The sequence below is a fragment of the Natronococcus sp. A-GB7 genome (assembly GCF_029688865.1).
GTDB lineage: Archaea > Halobacteriota > Halobacteria > Halobacteriales > Natrialbaceae > Natronococcus.
The window spans coordinates 39,329-52,167 of sequence record NZ_JARUKV010000010.1; the positions used below are offsets into that span (position 1 = coordinate 39,329).

General features: G+C 68.5%; 18 protein-coding genes and 2 tRNA genes. 3 read left to right on the plus strand and 17 right to left on the minus strand.

What is annotated here, in order from left to right:
* Positions 1-19: 19 nt before the first annotated feature.
* The 17 genes from QA609_RS10645 to QA609_RS10725 all read right to left on the minus strand — a co-directional run bounded on the left by QA609_RS10645 (position 20) and on the right by QA609_RS10725 (position 9,157).
* Complete coding sequence (locus QA609_RS10645) at positions 20-859, minus strand: MarR family transcriptional regulator (protein WP_278302589.1); 840 nt, start codon at positions 857-859, stop codon at positions 20-22.
* Positions 860-940: 81 nt separating this feature from the next.
* On the minus strand, positions 941-1,693 hold the full coding sequence (locus tag QA609_RS10650; RefSeq protein WP_278302590.1) for an isopentenyl phosphate kinase: 753 nt from the start codon (positions 1,691-1,693) through the stop codon (positions 941-943).
* Positions 1,690-2,676, minus strand: a complete 987-nt coding sequence (gene mvk, locus QA609_RS10655) for a mevalonate kinase (RefSeq protein WP_278302591.1) — start codon at positions 2,674-2,676, stop codon at positions 1,690-1,692. Before mvk ends, QA609_RS10650 begins: the two co-directional genes overlap by 4 nt.
* Positions 2,677-2,757: 81 nt before the next feature.
* On the minus strand, positions 2,758-2,886 hold the full coding sequence (locus QA609_RS10660) for a hypothetical protein (RefSeq protein ID WP_278302592.1): 129 nt from the start codon (positions 2,884-2,886) through the stop codon (positions 2,758-2,760).
* Positions 2,887-2,962: 76 nt separating this feature from the next.
* Positions 2,963-3,745, minus strand: a complete 783-nt coding sequence (gene rpsB / locus QA609_RS10665) for a 30S ribosomal protein S2 (protein WP_278302593.1) — start codon at positions 3,743-3,745, stop codon at positions 2,963-2,965.
* Positions 3,742-4,953 (minus strand): phosphopyruvate hydratase, encoded by a 1,212-nt coding sequence (eno, locus tag QA609_RS10670; protein WP_278302594.1) that lies wholly within the window; start codon positions 4,951-4,953, stop codon positions 3,742-3,744. The genes rpsB and eno overlap by 4 nt, the downstream gene beginning before the upstream one ends.
* Positions 4,950-5,132 (minus strand): DNA-directed RNA polymerase subunit K, encoded by a 183-nt coding sequence (locus tag QA609_RS10675; protein WP_005557944.1) that lies wholly within the window; start codon positions 5,130-5,132, stop codon positions 4,950-4,952. Before QA609_RS10675 ends, eno begins: the two co-directional genes overlap by 4 nt.
* A gap of 2 nt (positions 5,133-5,134) precedes the next feature.
* A complete protein-coding gene (locus tag QA609_RS10680) occupies positions 5,135-5,329 on the minus strand; it encodes a DNA-directed RNA polymerase subunit N (RefSeq protein ID WP_015321049.1) in 195 nt (64 codons plus the stop codon).
* A 12-nt stretch (positions 5,330-5,341) separates the two neighbouring features.
* Positions 5,342-5,740 (minus strand): 30S ribosomal protein S9, encoded by a 399-nt coding sequence (locus QA609_RS10685; RefSeq protein ID WP_278302595.1) that lies wholly within the window; start codon positions 5,738-5,740, stop codon positions 5,342-5,344.
* Positions 5,734-6,183: a 50S ribosomal protein L13 gene (locus QA609_RS10690; RefSeq protein ID WP_278302596.1), complete on the minus strand. Its 450-nt coding sequence runs from the start codon at positions 6,181-6,183 to the stop codon at positions 5,734-5,736. The genes QA609_RS10685 and QA609_RS10690 overlap by 7 nt, the downstream gene beginning before the upstream one ends.
* Positions 6,180-6,533: a 50S ribosomal protein L18e gene (locus QA609_RS10695; protein WP_278302597.1), complete on the minus strand. Its 354-nt coding sequence runs from the start codon at positions 6,531-6,533 to the stop codon at positions 6,180-6,182. The genes QA609_RS10690 and QA609_RS10695 overlap by 4 nt, the downstream gene beginning before the upstream one ends.
* A 72-nt stretch (positions 6,534-6,605) precedes the next feature.
* Positions 6,606-6,690, minus strand: a tRNA-Leu gene (locus QA609_RS10700).
* Between the two features lie 132 nt (positions 6,691-6,822).
* Entirely contained in the window at positions 6,823-7,572 is a 750-nt protein-coding gene (locus tag QA609_RS10705; protein WP_278302598.1) for a DNA-directed RNA polymerase subunit D, read from the minus strand.
* 3 nt (positions 7,573-7,575) lie between these two features.
* Positions 7,576-7,965, minus strand: coding sequence for a 30S ribosomal protein S11 (locus QA609_RS10710; protein ID WP_005557955.1), 390 nt, complete (start codon positions 7,963-7,965; stop codon positions 7,576-7,578).
* 1 nt (position 7,966) lies between these two features.
* Positions 7,967-8,488 (minus strand): 30S ribosomal protein S4, encoded by a 522-nt coding sequence (locus QA609_RS10715; protein WP_278293213.1) that lies wholly within the window; start codon positions 8,486-8,488, stop codon positions 7,967-7,969.
* A complete protein-coding gene (locus tag QA609_RS10720) occupies positions 8,488-9,003 on the minus strand; it encodes a 30S ribosomal protein S13 (protein WP_278302599.1) in 516 nt (171 codons plus the stop codon). The genes QA609_RS10715 and QA609_RS10720 overlap by 1 nt, the downstream gene beginning before the upstream one ends.
* 71 nt (positions 9,004-9,074) lie before the next feature.
* Positions 9,075-9,157, minus strand: a tRNA-Ser gene (locus QA609_RS10725).
* 179 nt (positions 9,158-9,336) lie between these two features.
* Between QA609_RS10725 and QA609_RS10730 the strand changes: the two genes are divergently transcribed.
* From QA609_RS10730 to QA609_RS10740, 3 genes are read left to right on the plus strand one after another with little or no spacing between them, the layout of a single operon-like run.
* Positions 9,337-10,311 carry a DUF4129 domain-containing protein gene (locus QA609_RS10730; protein ID WP_278302600.1) on the plus strand — a complete coding sequence of 325 codons (975 nt, stop codon included), beginning with the start codon at positions 9,337-9,339 and terminating at the stop codon, positions 10,309-10,311.
* Positions 10,308-12,254 carry a DUF58 domain-containing protein gene (locus QA609_RS10735; protein ID WP_278302601.1) on the plus strand — a complete coding sequence of 649 codons (1,947 nt, stop codon included), beginning with the start codon at positions 10,308-10,310 and terminating at the stop codon, positions 12,252-12,254. The genes QA609_RS10730 and QA609_RS10735 overlap by 4 nt, the downstream gene beginning before the upstream one ends.
* Positions 12,251-12,787, plus strand: a complete 537-nt coding sequence (locus tag QA609_RS10740) for a hypothetical protein (protein WP_278302602.1) — start codon at positions 12,251-12,253, stop codon at positions 12,785-12,787. Before QA609_RS10735 ends, QA609_RS10740 begins: the two co-directional genes overlap by 4 nt.
* Positions 12,788-12,839: the final 52 nt, after the last annotated feature.

Consider the following 12,839-nt stretch of genomic DNA (forward strand, 5'->3'; position numbering starts at 1 on the left):
TGTCGCTGGAGCCGTCGTGCTACGCTTCGATCTCTACGTCCTCGACCCGTTCGGTCTCGAGCGGGCGGGCCTCGTTCCTGTAGGTCGCGTAGACCGCGTCGGCCCACTCGCAGGCCTCGGGGGCGTCCGTATCGACGAGCACCGTCACGCCGCCGCTGTCGGGATCGTAGCCGCTGACGGCAACCCGGTCGTCGAGCCGGCTGATCCCGTAGGACGGCAGCTCGTCGTGAACCAGCGCGGTCAGGTTCCCGCTCTCGAGGAGCCTGTCACACCGTTCGGGATACGTCGATAGCATGTAGGCGGCGACGTCGGGCGAGTCGATCAGCTCCGCGTCCATACCCTCGAGGACGCGCCGTCCGAACTCGTCCGTACAGGGATCGTACAGACCCACGTCGAACCCGACGAACCGGAACCGATCCGTTTCGCGAAGCAGCGACCGGAACCGGTTCACCGGCCCGTACGGCGCATCGTGTTCGGCGACGGTAACGGTCGTCCGTCCGGGCTGTTCGAGGGCGACCTCGAGGATCGCGTCCGGAAGCTCCGTCCAGACGTCCCGCAGCGTTCGCTCGGTCTGGACCAGGTCGAGCAGTGTCTCGACCCCGTTCGCGACGGCCGTCCCGAGCGCGGTCGCCCCGTACCGGTGCCCGTCGCGGCGTACCCAGCTGCAGTCCTCGAAGGCCCGGAGCGTGCGTCGGATCGTCGACGGCGACGCCCCGGTCAGCTCGCGGAGTTCGCCGCGGGTCCGCGGACGAGCCGCCATCGCGGCCAGCGCCGGAACGCGGTGTTCCGACCGAACGAGGTAGGCGACGTCGTCGATCGCCCCCTCCCGCGGCGCCGCTGGTGCGCCATCGATTGACATAGTGTGAGTACAGCCCGGCCAGCGATAACCATTTCCTCACCGCGGAGCGACCGTTCGGCGCCGACGAACGTCACCGATGCGCTATTCGATCGTCGTCCCCGCCCCCTCGCCCTCGAGAAACCCCTCGAGCCCTTCGAGCCCGAAGATCGACGCGTCGGCCTCGAGCTCGAGCAACGCCCGGACCTTCGCGGCCATCCCGCCGGTGACGTCCGTCGCCTCGCTCTCGCCGAGGACGTCGGCGACGGTCCCGTAGGACTCGATGCGGTCGATGACCGCATCGTCGTCGTCGAGCACGCCCGGAACCGTCGAACAGAGCCCGATCCGATCGGCGTCGAGGGCTCGGGCGAGTTCGGCGACGAGCTCGTCGCCGCTGACGATCGTCGCGCCCTCACCCGCGTGAGCGATCACGTCGCCGTGAAGGACGGGGACGAACCCCTCCTCGAGCAGCGTCCGGACCTGTCCCGTCGGCAGGTGGAGTTCGCCGTCGGCGTCGCGGTGTCCCGCCGAGAAGGGGTGAACGGGCACCGCGGGGACATCGCGCTCGAGTAACCGAGACCGTACGAACGCGTTCAGCGTCGTCATCGCCCCGTGGATGTCCTGTACCGCGGCCGGATCGTGCGTTCCCGCGGTCGTGCTGACGCCGTGTTCGCTGGCGTTGTGGTGGCCGAAGCTCCCGCCGCCGTGGACGACGACGAGCCCTTCGGCGAGCGATTCCGAGGGGGACTCGAGTGCGGCGGCGACGGCGTCGGCGGCCCTGCCGAGCGCCTCGCCGTCCAGCGTCTCCGCGCGGTCCTTGTCGGTGACGACGCTGCCGCCGAGTTTCAGGACGATCATTCGAGTCGCTCCACCCCCGTTTCGGCGAGTTCGGCACGGAAGGTCTCCTCGCAGCCGGGCGTGTACGAGAGCGCGGTCTCGGTCTCGTCGGTCGGATCGAGCGCGACGATACAGCCGCCGCCGCCGGCCCCCGTCAGCTTCGCGCCGTAGGCGCCGGCGTCTCTCGCCCCCCAGACCATCGAGTCCAGCGAGCGCGAGGAGACGCCGAGCGCCGACAGCAGCCCGTGGTTGAAGTTCATCAGTCGACCGAGCTCCTCGAGGTCGCCCGCCTCGAGGGCGTCCTCACCGTTGCGGACGACGTCGCCGATCGCCGCGACGGTGTCCTCGGCGAAGGGGTACTCCTCTCGGAGTTTTCGGACCCCCGCGACGAGCTCGCCCGTATCGCCCGCGCCGCCGTCGAACCCGATCACCAGCGGGAGATCGGGCGCCTCGATCGAACCGCAGTCGTCGCCCTCGACGCGGACCGCACCGCCCGTCGCCGAGCAGAACGTATCGGCCCGGGAGGCCTGCCCGTCCTGAACCTCGTACTCCGTTCGAAAGGCGCGCTCGGCGATCTCGGTGGGCTCGAGTTCGACCCCGAGCTCGCGCGTCGCGGCGTCGATAGCGGCGACGACCACTGCAGCCGAGGAGCCCAGTCCCGCCCCGAGCGGGATGTCGCTCTCGATGGTGACGTCGAAACCGACCGCCTCCTCCCCGGTGACCTCGCGAACCTGGTCGATCGCGCCGTCGACGTACCCCATCGCCGCCGTCACCAGCGACTCGGAGACGTCGACGTCGGGCTGTTCGTCCGCGCTCCCGCCGTACTCGACCGTGAAACCGTCCAGACTGAGGTCCTCGGCGTGAACGCGGAGCTTGCCGTCGTCCCGTCGCTGGACGCCGACGCGTGCCCGTCGTTCGATCGCACACGGCACCGCGGGCTCGCCGTAGACGACCGCGTGCTCCCCGAAGAGATAGACCTTGCCGGGGGCGCTCGAGCGTGTCATACCCGGCCGTTCGAACGACGGCGGTTAATAGTTGACTGTGTCGGTGCGGACGCTCGTAGCGGCGCGAACGTCCGTGTAGAGCTACAGGACCAGAAACGAGACCAGCCGATAGACGATCCCGACCGCGAACATCGCGATGAGGCCGACCGCCGACAGCAACACGGGCAGCGGCATCTTCTTCTCTTCGAACGCGAAGACGTGCTCGAGCATACCCTTCCGTTCATACGGACGGTTCCTAATACTATCGCTCCGAAACGGCGATCGTCGAGAAAAGCGACCCTGTCGGTTAGACCATGCTCTCGAAGTCCTCGAGCGCGTAGGACGGCTCGGCGCCGCGGCGGTCGAGGACCTCGTTGGCGAGCAGCCAGTAGACCACGGAGAGGGCCTTGCGACCCTTGTTGTTCGTCGGGACGACCAGGTCGACGTTGCTGACCTGGTTGTTCGAGTCACACATCGCGATGACCGGGATACCCACGGTGATCGCCTCCTTGACGGCCTGGGCGTCGCCGATCGGGTCGGTGACGACCACGACGTCGGGTTCGATGTAACCGTCGTACTTCGGGTTCGTGAGCGTCCCGGGGATGAAGCGGCCGGTGCGGGCGCGAGCGCCCACGGCCTCGGCGAACTTCTCGGCCGGGAACCGACCGTACTGGCGGCTCGAGGTGACCAGGATCTGCTCGGGGTCGTAGTTCGAGAGGAAGTCCGCGGCCGTACGGATGCGGCCGTCGGTCTTCGAGACGTCGAGTACGTAGAGACCGTCGGTCCGGACGCGGTGGATGAACCGCTCCATGTCCTTGGTCTTCTGCTGGGTCCCGATGTGGACGCCAGCGCCGAGGTAGTCCTCGACGGGGATCAGCAGGTCGGCCTCCTCGTCGCTCATGACGTCGTCGTCGAGCGAGGGTCCTGCGTCTTCTTCGGCCTCGGCCGCGTCGGCCTCGGCGGGCTGTTCGGCTGCTGGCTCGACGTCCTCGTCGGGATCGGCGGCGGGGCCGGGCCCTTCGCCCGGCTCCTCGTCGATCTCCTCCTCGGCGGCGTCGAGCCCTTCCTGGGTTGCGTTGTCGTCTGTCATGTCGCGTCGTCTGCGATTCTGATGAGCTCGTTGAGCTTGGCGGTTCGCTCGCCGCCGACGGCGCCCGTCTTGATGAACGGCGCGTCGGTCGCGACGGCGAGGTGTGCGATCGTCGCGTCCTCGGTCTCGCCCGAGCGGTGGGAGACGACCGAGTCGTAGCCGTGTTCGGTCGCGAGTTCGATCGCGTCGAAGGCGTCAGTCAGCGTCCCGATCTGGTTGGGCTTGATCAGGATGCTGTTCGCCGCGCCCTGATCGATTCCCTCCCGAAGTCGGTCGGTGTTGGTGACGAACAGGTCGTCGCCACAGACCAGCGTCTGCTCGCCGACCTCGTCGGTGAGGTCGGCGAACGCCTCGTAGTCGTTCTCGTCGAGGGGATCCTCGACGTAGACCAGATCGTACTCGCGGACCAGATCGGCGATGTACTCGATCTGCTCGTCGGTGTCGCGGCTGACGCCCGCGGACTCGTACTCGTAGGTCTCCGAGTCGGCGTCGTACATCTCCGCTGCCGCGACGTCGAGCCCGAAACCGATCGCGAAGCCGACCTCGTCTTCGACCCGCGAGACGGCCTCGTCGACGATCTCGAACGCCTCCTCGTCGTCGATCGACGGCGCCCACGCGCCCTCGTCGCCCTTGCCCGAGGGGTAATCGCGCTCCTCGAGGATGTCGGCGACCTCGCCGTGGACGGCGGCGTTGGCGAAGACGGCGTCCTCGACGCTCGGTGCCCCGACGGGTGCAGCGAGGAACTCCTGGATGTCGGTCGCGTCGGCGGCGTGTTCGCCCCCGCCCACGACGTTGCCCAGCGGCGTCGGGAAGTTCTCGCCCCGGAAGGTGCCGCCCAGGTGCTGGAACAGCGGTGCGCCCAGCACGTCGGCGCCGGCCTTCGCGGCGGCCATCGAGATCGCGACCGCGCTGTTGGCGCCGATCTTCGAGAAGTCGTCGGTGCCGTCGGCGGCCCGCAGTGCCGCGTCGATCTCGCGCTGGTTGCCCGCGTAGGTCTCGTCGACGAGCCGCGGGACGGCGTGTTCGCGAGCTGCGGCGATCGCCTCGCGAGCCGGCAGTTCGATCGCCTCGAACTCGCCGGTACTCGCACCGCTTGGCGCCGCGGCGCGGCCGAAGCCGCCGCTCTCGGTGACGACGTCGGCCTCGACCGTGGCGTTGCCACGCGAGTCCAGGATCCGGCGGAGCCGGACGTCGGTGACGAGCGTCATCGCTTCGGCCCCCGGTTGACGGTAAAGGGGAGCACGTCGGCGTCGTACTCCTCGGCGGCGATCAGGATCGGCTCGCTCCGATCCGTCTCGATCAGCACCGGCGCGCCGTAGGAGATCTGCAGCGCTCGCGCCCCCAGAATGCGTGCTTTCTCGTATCGGTTGTGGCGTTCCTGTTGCATTGTTACTGGTATGGTGAGACCACGTCGACGAGGTCGGTGTGACTGACGAGCATCCGCCGACAGCAGTAGCGGTCGACGCCGAGCTCGTCGAGGACCTCCTGCGGGTCCTCGTCGCCCTGGTTGGCTCGCTCGTCGAACTCCTCCCAGTGTTCGCCGACGACGTTGCCACAGGTGAAACACCGGACCGGTACCATCATGCTTGAATCACCTCAGCGGTAGGACTTCTGGTAGCGAGCCCGAGCGCCCGGGCCGCCCCACTTCTTCGGTTCCGACTGGCGAACGTCGTTGACCAGCAGCGAGCGGTCGAACTCCATGTAGGCGTCGCGGAGCTCGGCGTCGTTCGTGTACTGGACGATTCCGCGGGCGATGGCCGTGCGGACGGCGTCGGCCTGTCCGCTGATGCCGCCACCCTCGACGTGGATCTCGATGTCCATCTCGTCGCGGAGTTCGTCGCCGGCGATGCGGAACGGCTCGAGCATCTTGAGCCGGGACATCTCCGGTTCGACCAGTTCGACCGGTTTCGAGTTGATACGGACGCGGCCCTCGCCCTCGCGAACGGTTGCGCGGGCGACGGCGGTCTTCTTCTTTCCACTCGTGTTCGTTACCATGTGACGTTAGCACCTAACTGTTCGCTGACCTCGTGCAGGTGCACGAAGCGGATGTTCGAGAGCCGATCGAGCGACGTGTCCTCGAGGACCTCTGCGTCGACGGCTTCGTCGTCCTCGTAGGGGTTACCGACGTAGACACGAACGCTGTCGAGCGCCTCGCGGCCGCGGGGCTTCTTGTACGGCAGCATGCCGCGGACCGAGCGCTTGAGGATCGTGTCCGGTCGCTTCGGGTAGTAGGGACCGCTGTCGGAGCCGAGCTCCAGACGCTTGCGGTAGGTCCCGAAGACGTCCTCGGCGTCGCCGGTGATGACGGCGTCCTCTGCGTTGACGATCGCGATGCGCTCCCCGTCGAGGGCGCGCTGTGCGACCTGGCTTGCGACGCGGCCGAGAATGCAGTCTCGAGCGTCGACGACGACGTCTGCTTCGAACTCTGCCATGCTCATCGAATCACCCGTACGTTGGATCCCTCGGGGTTGTCCTCGAGCACCTGCTCGAGCGGGACGGTGTCGCCGACCTGTTCGATCTTCGTCTCTGCGGAGGACGAAAAGTCGACGGCGGCGACGGTGACGTTTTTCTGTAGCGCGCCGGATCCCAGCACCTTGCCGGGAACGACGACGGTCTCTTCCTCGCGTGCGTATCGCTCGATACGGCCCAGATTGACCTCGGCGTGAGTTCGCCGGGGCTTCTCGAGTCGATCCGCAACGTCTTGCCAGACGTCGGCGTCCCGTTCCCGGGACGTCGACTTCAGCTCGGCGATGAGATCGTTGAGCCTCGGATTGGTTTTACTACTCATTGGTTTCCTCCAAACACTGCGTGATCGACGGACTCAGGACTGTCGTCGATCGGAATCGGTTGTGAGAAGTGATGCAGGGAGCAGGATTTGAACCTGCGGACTCCTACGAGACAGCGCCCTGAACGCTGCGCCGTTGGCCTGACTTGGCTATCCCTGCTCGCACTTCCGTGTACCCGTCGCCCCTTCAAACCCCTTTCGATTCGAGCCGCCGAGACCTCGCCAGTCTCGCAGGAGACGGCGCTGGCGAGGGGCGTTTCGGCGACGTGGGTTCGGGGGCGTCGGATCATGTCTATAGCTGTACTGCCTCTTCGAGTTCGGTCGCGCGGGCCTCGATCGAGTCGGCGGCTCGCGTGACCAGTTCCTCGACGGTGAACGAGCCGTCCGTCTCCACGTGGAAGACGAAGGCGTTCGGCACGTCCTCCAGGGTGACCTCCTTGCCGGGGTGTCGGGTCGAGATGTCGTGGTCGAACTCGCTCGTCGGTACGAGTTCGCCGTTCTCCTCGACGACCCCCCGGACGATCTGGGATTCGGGCTCCTGGAACTCCGGCAGGTCGTCGACGACCTCCACGCGCTGGAGGTGTCGGTAGCCGACCGCGACCCCGCCCTGGTGTTTCGCGTGGTTCTTCCCGCGCTCGAGTCGGGCCTCGGCCTCGGCCTCGAGGCGCTGGCCGTCCTTGAGCTCGATGATCGGGACGTTCTCGTCGGCGGCTTCGACGAGCGAGTCGCTCGAGACGAGATCGCCCGAGTAGGCGGTGGCCGGTCCTTCGACGTCGATCGAGAGCGTCACGGTGTCGTCCTCGACGAACTCGCCTTCCGGCGGGGTCGTCAGCGGGACGAGTCCGAGCCGCAGAGCGAGCTGTTCGTCGAACATCACCGACGAGTTCTCGACGAACCTGACGGTGTCGATCGCCATCGTCGGAACGTCGGCGACCATCGCGCGACGGATCCCGTTGGCGAACGCGGGGGTGATCCCGCGGACGAGGAACCGACCCTCTCGATCCCCGCGTTCGACGAACTCGACGTCGTACTCCTCACTCATGGGTTAGTAGCCGCCCTTCCCTTTGGGTGCGCGCGATCCGTCGTGCGGGATCGGCGTGACGTCCTCGATGCGCCCGATCTCGATGCCCGAGCGGGCCAGCGCGCGGATCGTCGCCTGCGCGCCGGGACCGGGGGATTTCTGGAGGTTGCCGCCGGGGCCGCGCACGCGAACGTGCAGGCCCGTGATTCCTGCGGCTTTGACCTCCTCGGCGATCGATTCGGCCATCTGCATCGCCGCGTACGGCGAGGCCTCGTCGCGGTTCTGCTTGACCGCGGTCCCGCCGGAGGACTTGGCGATCGTCTCCGACCCGGTGAGGTCGGTGACGGTCATGATCGTGTTGTTGAACGATGCGTGCACGTGGGCTACGCCCCACTTCTCGTCGTCCTGGCTCATGTTATTGCTCCTCCGCGCGTTCCGGGTGCAGGTCGTCCGACAGCGGGCTGTTCTCCTCGAAGCCGACGAGATCCTCCTCGTCGACGTCGACGACGTAGGAGGGGACCCGGTGGCGCTGGCCGTCGACCACGATGTGGCCGTGGACGATGAACTGACGGGCCTGCTGGGTCGTGTTCGCGAACCCCTTCCGGTAGACGACCGTCTGGAGACGGCGCTCGAGGACGTCCTCGATCTCGAGCGAGAGGACGTCGCCGAGCTCGTCGGCCTCGTTGAGGATGCCGACGCGCTTGAGTCGCCCGAGGAACTCCTCGGAGCGACGCATGACGGTCTCGTCGTCCTGGGCCTGGCCGAGCAGGTCACGAGCCTCGCGTCGGTAGGAACGAAGCTCGGACTGCGCTCGCCAGAGCTCCTCCTTGTTCGAGAGCCCGTAGCGCTCGACCAGCGAGTGTTCGTCGGCGATGCGCTCGCCCTGGTAGGGATGGTTCGGCGTCTCGTACTGCTTGGTGTCGGTTCCGAGCGGCATTATTCGTCATCCTCCTCGGCGGCTTCCTCTTCCTGTTCCTCACGGATCTCCTCGACGTTGACGCCGATGGTGCCCTCCGTACGACCGGTGGACTTCGTTCGCTGGCCACGGACCTTCTGGCCGCGCTTGTGGCGAACGCCCCTGTAGGAGTCGATCATCTTCATCCGGTTGATGTCGTGCTGTCGGGTCAACTGGAGATCGTTGCCGATCTCGTGGGTTGTTTCGCCGGTGTAGAAGTCGTGCTGGCGGTTGTTGAGCCAGTCCGGAACTTCGTCGGCGTAGTTCTCTACGAGTGTCACGACCTCGTCGATGACGTCTTCGTCGAGTCGGCCGAACGTTGCCGTTCGGTCGACGCCCGCTTTCTCGGCGATGAGTCGGGCGGTCCGACGACCGATCCCGTTCATCTCCGAGAGCGAGCGTTCGACGGATTTCGTCCCGTCGAGGTCGGTTTGACCGATGCGGACGAAGTATTGAAGGTCTTCGTCCTCTTGCTCTTGAGGTTCTTCCTCGCTCATGTGTGGTGAATCTGTGTCTGGTGTGCGCGCGTTTCAGAGCCGACCGACTGGACGTCGATCGGGTAAGCCGACGTCGTGGCGGGGATTTGAACCCCGGAGGCTTGACGCCACATGGTTAGCAACCATGCGCCTTGGGCCGCTTGGCTACCACGACACGGTGTGTTTATCGTCGCCCGTACGGACTCGGGGACGGCGTCCCCTGCACGTATTGCACTCACACCTATCGCCGATGGGTACTTAAGCGCAACGAATCCCCTCCGCTGCGGCCGTGACACGTTGACAAAACGGAAGGGCCGGCGCTTATTACCGACGCCTTCGTACTGCCGTCAACGCGTGCCACGAAACGCCCTCCTCGTCCGCCTCGTCGCAGCGGTCGCCGCGATCGTCGCGATCGGGCTGGCCGCGGCGACCGTCCGGTCCCCGCTCGAGACCGGCGGCTCCGGTGGGACGGGAACCGGCGAGGGTGACGGCGCCGGAACGGGGCAGCCGCCCGAGACCGATCCCCAGACCGGCGGCGAGATCCCGCCGTTTCTCGAGTACCTCCTCTACGCCGTCGTCGCCCTGCTCGCGATCGTTCTGGTCTGGTACCTGCTGGCCCACCGCCGGGACGCCGTTCGGCTGCTCGCGATCGCCCTCGTCGTCGCGCTCGTCGCCCTCGGCTTGGCGTACGCGCTGGCGGCGCTGGGAACGGTCCCGCTCGGCGGCGAGGAGCCGGCCGGCGACGAGACCGAGGAGCCGGGTATCGGCGAGGAGGGGGGCGAGCCCGGGGACGGTGACGGCGAGCGGTCGGTGCCCACCGGACCGCTGCTCGGCGTTCTCGCCGTTCTCGCTGCCGTCTTCGTCGGCGGGCTACTGTTGACCCGGAGTGCGACCGAACCGACGGCTCCGTCCTCGAGGTCGGAACCCGAAGACGACGGGCGAACGCCGACCGGAGCCGAGGCCGCTGCCGTCGGCTCGGCCGCGGGTCGCGCAGCCGACCGAATCGACGAGGGGACGGCCGCCGACAACGAGGTGTACCGCGCCTGGCGGGAGATGACTGCCCCCCTCGAGGTCGACCGTCCCGATTCGAGTACCCCCCGGGAGTTCGCCGACGCCGCGGTCGAGGCCGGACTCGAGCGCGACCACGTCGACGAACTCACGCGGCTGTTCGAGGACGTCAGGTACGGCGACGCCCAGACGACGGCGGCGATGGAGCGGCGAGCCGTGTCGGTCCTCCGGAAGATCGAGTCCGAGTACGCCGACGGCAAAGCGGAGTCGGGATCGGAAGAGACCGATCGGGGGGCCGCCGACGGAGGGGACGGGACGTGAACGCCCGAGCCGTCGCGTTGGCGCTCGGCCTGGCAGCGTTCGCCGCCGCGCTCGCCGTCCTCGCCGGGGTCCTCGAGTTCGGGCTCGCACAACCGGTGATGATCGCCGTCGGTCTCGTAGCGGTCGCGATCGGCCTCCGGGCGCTGTTCGCCCGCGAACCGCCCCGGAACGTCGGCACGCCCGATCCCGAGCGCCCGACAGCGGTCCCCGTCCCGGGCGAAACGCTTCGGGAGTCGCTCGGCGCCTTCCGGTCGATCGAGACGAGTTACGCGGTCACGAGCCGTCGAACCGCCGCGGGGCTTCGAGCCGCAGCGATCGCGGTCTGCTCTCGGTTCGGCGGGGACGACGAGCAGCGAGCCCGAGAGCGCGTCGAGTCCGGGGAGTGGACCGACGACGACGTCGCGGCCGCCTTCCTCTCGCCCTCGCTCGAGCGGCCGTCGGGATCGGTTCGCGACCGGATCGCAGCCGTCGCGGGTCGCGGGTCGCGGTTCGACGACGGCGTTCGACGCTCGGTCGCCGCCATCGCGAGGGTCGGCGACGGCGAGAGCGACAGCTCGCTTCCTCGGTACGATCCCGACGAGGGACGGTCCGCTCGCGACCGGGGGACACGGACCGCCACGGACCCGATCGACGGCACCCAACGGCGCCGCGAGCGCGCGACGAACTACTGGCACGGAATCGGCGTCGTCGCGCTGCTGGCTGTCGGCGTCGGTGTCGTCGCCGAGACCCCCGCGGTCGTCCTGGCCGGCGTCGTCGGCGTCGGCTACGCCGGCTTCTCCCGGGCGTTCGAGCCGCCCGAACTCGACCTCTCGATCGATCGCGAACTGAGCGACGACGAGCCCGCGCCCGGCGACGAGATCGACGTGACGGTGACGATTACCAACGAGCGCGACGGGTTCGTCCCCGACCTCCGGATCGTCGACGGCGTCCCCGCAGGGATGGCCGTCGTCGAGGGCTCGAGTCGGCTCGGAACCGCACTCCGGCCCGGCGAGTCGGTTCGCCTCGAGTACGCGGTCGCGGTCGGCCGCGGACGCCACGCGTTCGACCCCGCGCTGGCGGTCGTCGGGGATCTCTCGCGGTCGACCGAACGCGAGTACCTGGTCGGTGCGGAGACGACGGTCGTCTGCGAGCCCGAACTGCGGCCGGTCGCAGCCCCGGTTCCGCTGCGTCCCACCGGAGCCACCGTCTCGGGTCGCCTCCGGACGGAGGAGGCGGGCGCCGGAACGACCTTCCACTCGGTCCGGCAGTATCGGAGGGGCGACCCCCTCGCCCGGGTCGACTGGAACCGCCGCGCCAGAACCGGCGAGCTGGCGACGCTGCAGTTCCACGAGGAGCGCTCGGCCCGCGTCGTCGTCCTGATCGACGCCCGGCGGGACGCCTACCTGGCGCCCGACTCCGAGGCCACCCACGCCGTCGACCGGTCGGTCGCCGTGGCGGGTCGGATCGCCGCCTCGCTGCTGGCCGACGGCGACACCGTCGGCCTGGCCGGACTGGGGGCACTCCCGCAGGAGGCTGACACCGAGCCCTGCTGGCTCGCGCCGGCTGCGGGACGTCACCACGAGGCACGGTTCGCGGAGCTACTTGCGACCCACCCGCAGTTTTCGACGATCCCGCCGACGAACGAGGGACGATGGCTCTGGCAGCTACGCGGGCTCAGACGACGACTCGCGACCGGGACGCAGGTCGTCTTCCTGACGCCGCTCTGTGACGGCGTCTCGGCCGACATCGCCCGCAGACTCGATTCGCGAGGGTATCCGGTTACGGTCGTCAGCCCGGATCCGACCGCCGACGGCACCGCCGGCGAGCGACTGGCCCGCGTCGCCAGGGAGGTTCGAGGATTCGACCTCCGGCGAGCGGGGATCCCCGTGATCGACTGGCCCGCCGACGAGTCGATCGATACCGTCTTCGCCCGGCGAGCCGCGAGCGCGGGTGATCATCGGTGAGCGAGATCACTCGCCGACCGACCGTTCGCTCGAGCGTCGCCGCTGGTGCCGTCGTCCTCGTCGCCGTCCTCGCCGCGGGGAGCCAGTCGGCGAGCGCCCTCGGGTTCGGTGCGGTCGGTGGGGTCGTCTTCGCCGGCGGACTAGCAACCGGTCGCCACCGCGCCGTCGACGCCGGAGCGCTCGCGCTCTTCTTCGGGGTCGTCGCCGGCGGGCTCGAGGCGCCGACCGTCGAGGCGACGATCGTCGCCACGGTCGCGACCGTCGTCGCCTGGGACCTCGCCCACGGGGCGATCGCGCTCGGCGACCAGCTCGGCCGGGAGGCTGAGACGCGCCAGCTCGAGGCGATTCGGGCGATCTCGAGCCTTCTCGTGGGGCTGCTGTCGGGGACTGTCGGTTACGCGGTGTACGTCTTCGGCGGAAGCGGCCAGCCGGTCGCGGCCGTCGTCCTGTTGCTCGTCGCCGCGGTGCTCATCGTCGTCGGGTTCGGCGGCGGACGGGCGGGATCGACCCGTCGGCGACGAACACGCCACTGAGCGGCGGAGCTGCGGAGCGTATCGGCCACAATAGTTTTCTATGCTGACAGAA

Coding starts and splice junctions, on each gene's coding strand:
- QA609_RS10680 (WP_015321049.1), bottom strand. CDS start 5,329: ATGATGGTACCGGTCCGGTGTTTCACCTGTGGCAACGTCGTCGGCGAA.
- mvk (WP_278302591.1), bottom strand. CDS start 2,676: ATGACACGCTCGAGCGCCCCCGGCAAGGTCTATCTCTTCGGGGAGCAC.
- QA609_RS10695 (WP_278302597.1), bottom strand. CDS start 6,533: ATGAGTAGTAAAACCAATCCGAGGCTCAACGATCTCATCGCCGAGCTG.
- eno (WP_278302594.1), bottom strand. CDS start 4,953: ATGACGCTCGTCACCGACGTCCGGCTCCGCCGGATCCTGGACTCGCGT.
- QA609_RS10675 (WP_005557944.1), bottom strand. CDS start 5,132: ATGCAACAGGAACGCCACAACCGATACGAGAAAGCACGCATTCTGGGG.
- QA609_RS10685 (WP_278302595.1), bottom strand. CDS start 5,740: ATGGTAACGAACACGAGTGGAAAGAAGAAGACCGCCGTCGCCCGCGCA.
- QA609_RS10645 (WP_278302589.1), bottom strand. CDS start 859: ATGTCAATCGATGGCGCACCAGCGGCGCCGCGGGAGGGGGCGATCGAC.
- QA609_RS10705 (WP_278302598.1), bottom strand. CDS start 7,572: ATGAGTGAGGAGTACGACGTCGAGTTCGTCGAACGCGGGGATCGAGAG.
- QA609_RS10715 (WP_278293213.1), bottom strand. CDS start 8,488: ATGCCGCTCGGAACCGACACCAAGCAGTACGAGACGCCGAACCATCCC.
- QA609_RS10710 (WP_005557955.1), bottom strand. CDS start 7,965: ATGAGCCAGGACGACGAGAAGTGGGGCGTAGCCCACGTGCACGCATCG.
- QA609_RS10650 (WP_278302590.1), bottom strand. CDS start 1,693: ATGATCGTCCTGAAACTCGGCGGCAGCGTCGTCACCGACAAGGACCGC.
- QA609_RS10720 (WP_278302599.1), bottom strand. CDS start 9,003: ATGAGCGAGGAAGAACCTCAAGAGCAAGAGGACGAAGACCTTCAATAC.
- QA609_RS10660 (WP_278302592.1), bottom strand. CDS start 2,886: ATGCTCGAGCACGTCTTCGCGTTCGAAGAGAAGAAGATGCCGCTGCCC.
- rpsB (WP_278302593.1), bottom strand. CDS start 3,745: ATGACAGACGACAACGCAACCCAGGAAGGGCTCGACGCCGCCGAGGAG.
- QA609_RS10690 (WP_278302596.1), bottom strand. CDS start 6,183: ATGAGCATGGCAGAGTTCGAAGCAGACGTCGTCGTCGACGCTCGAGAC.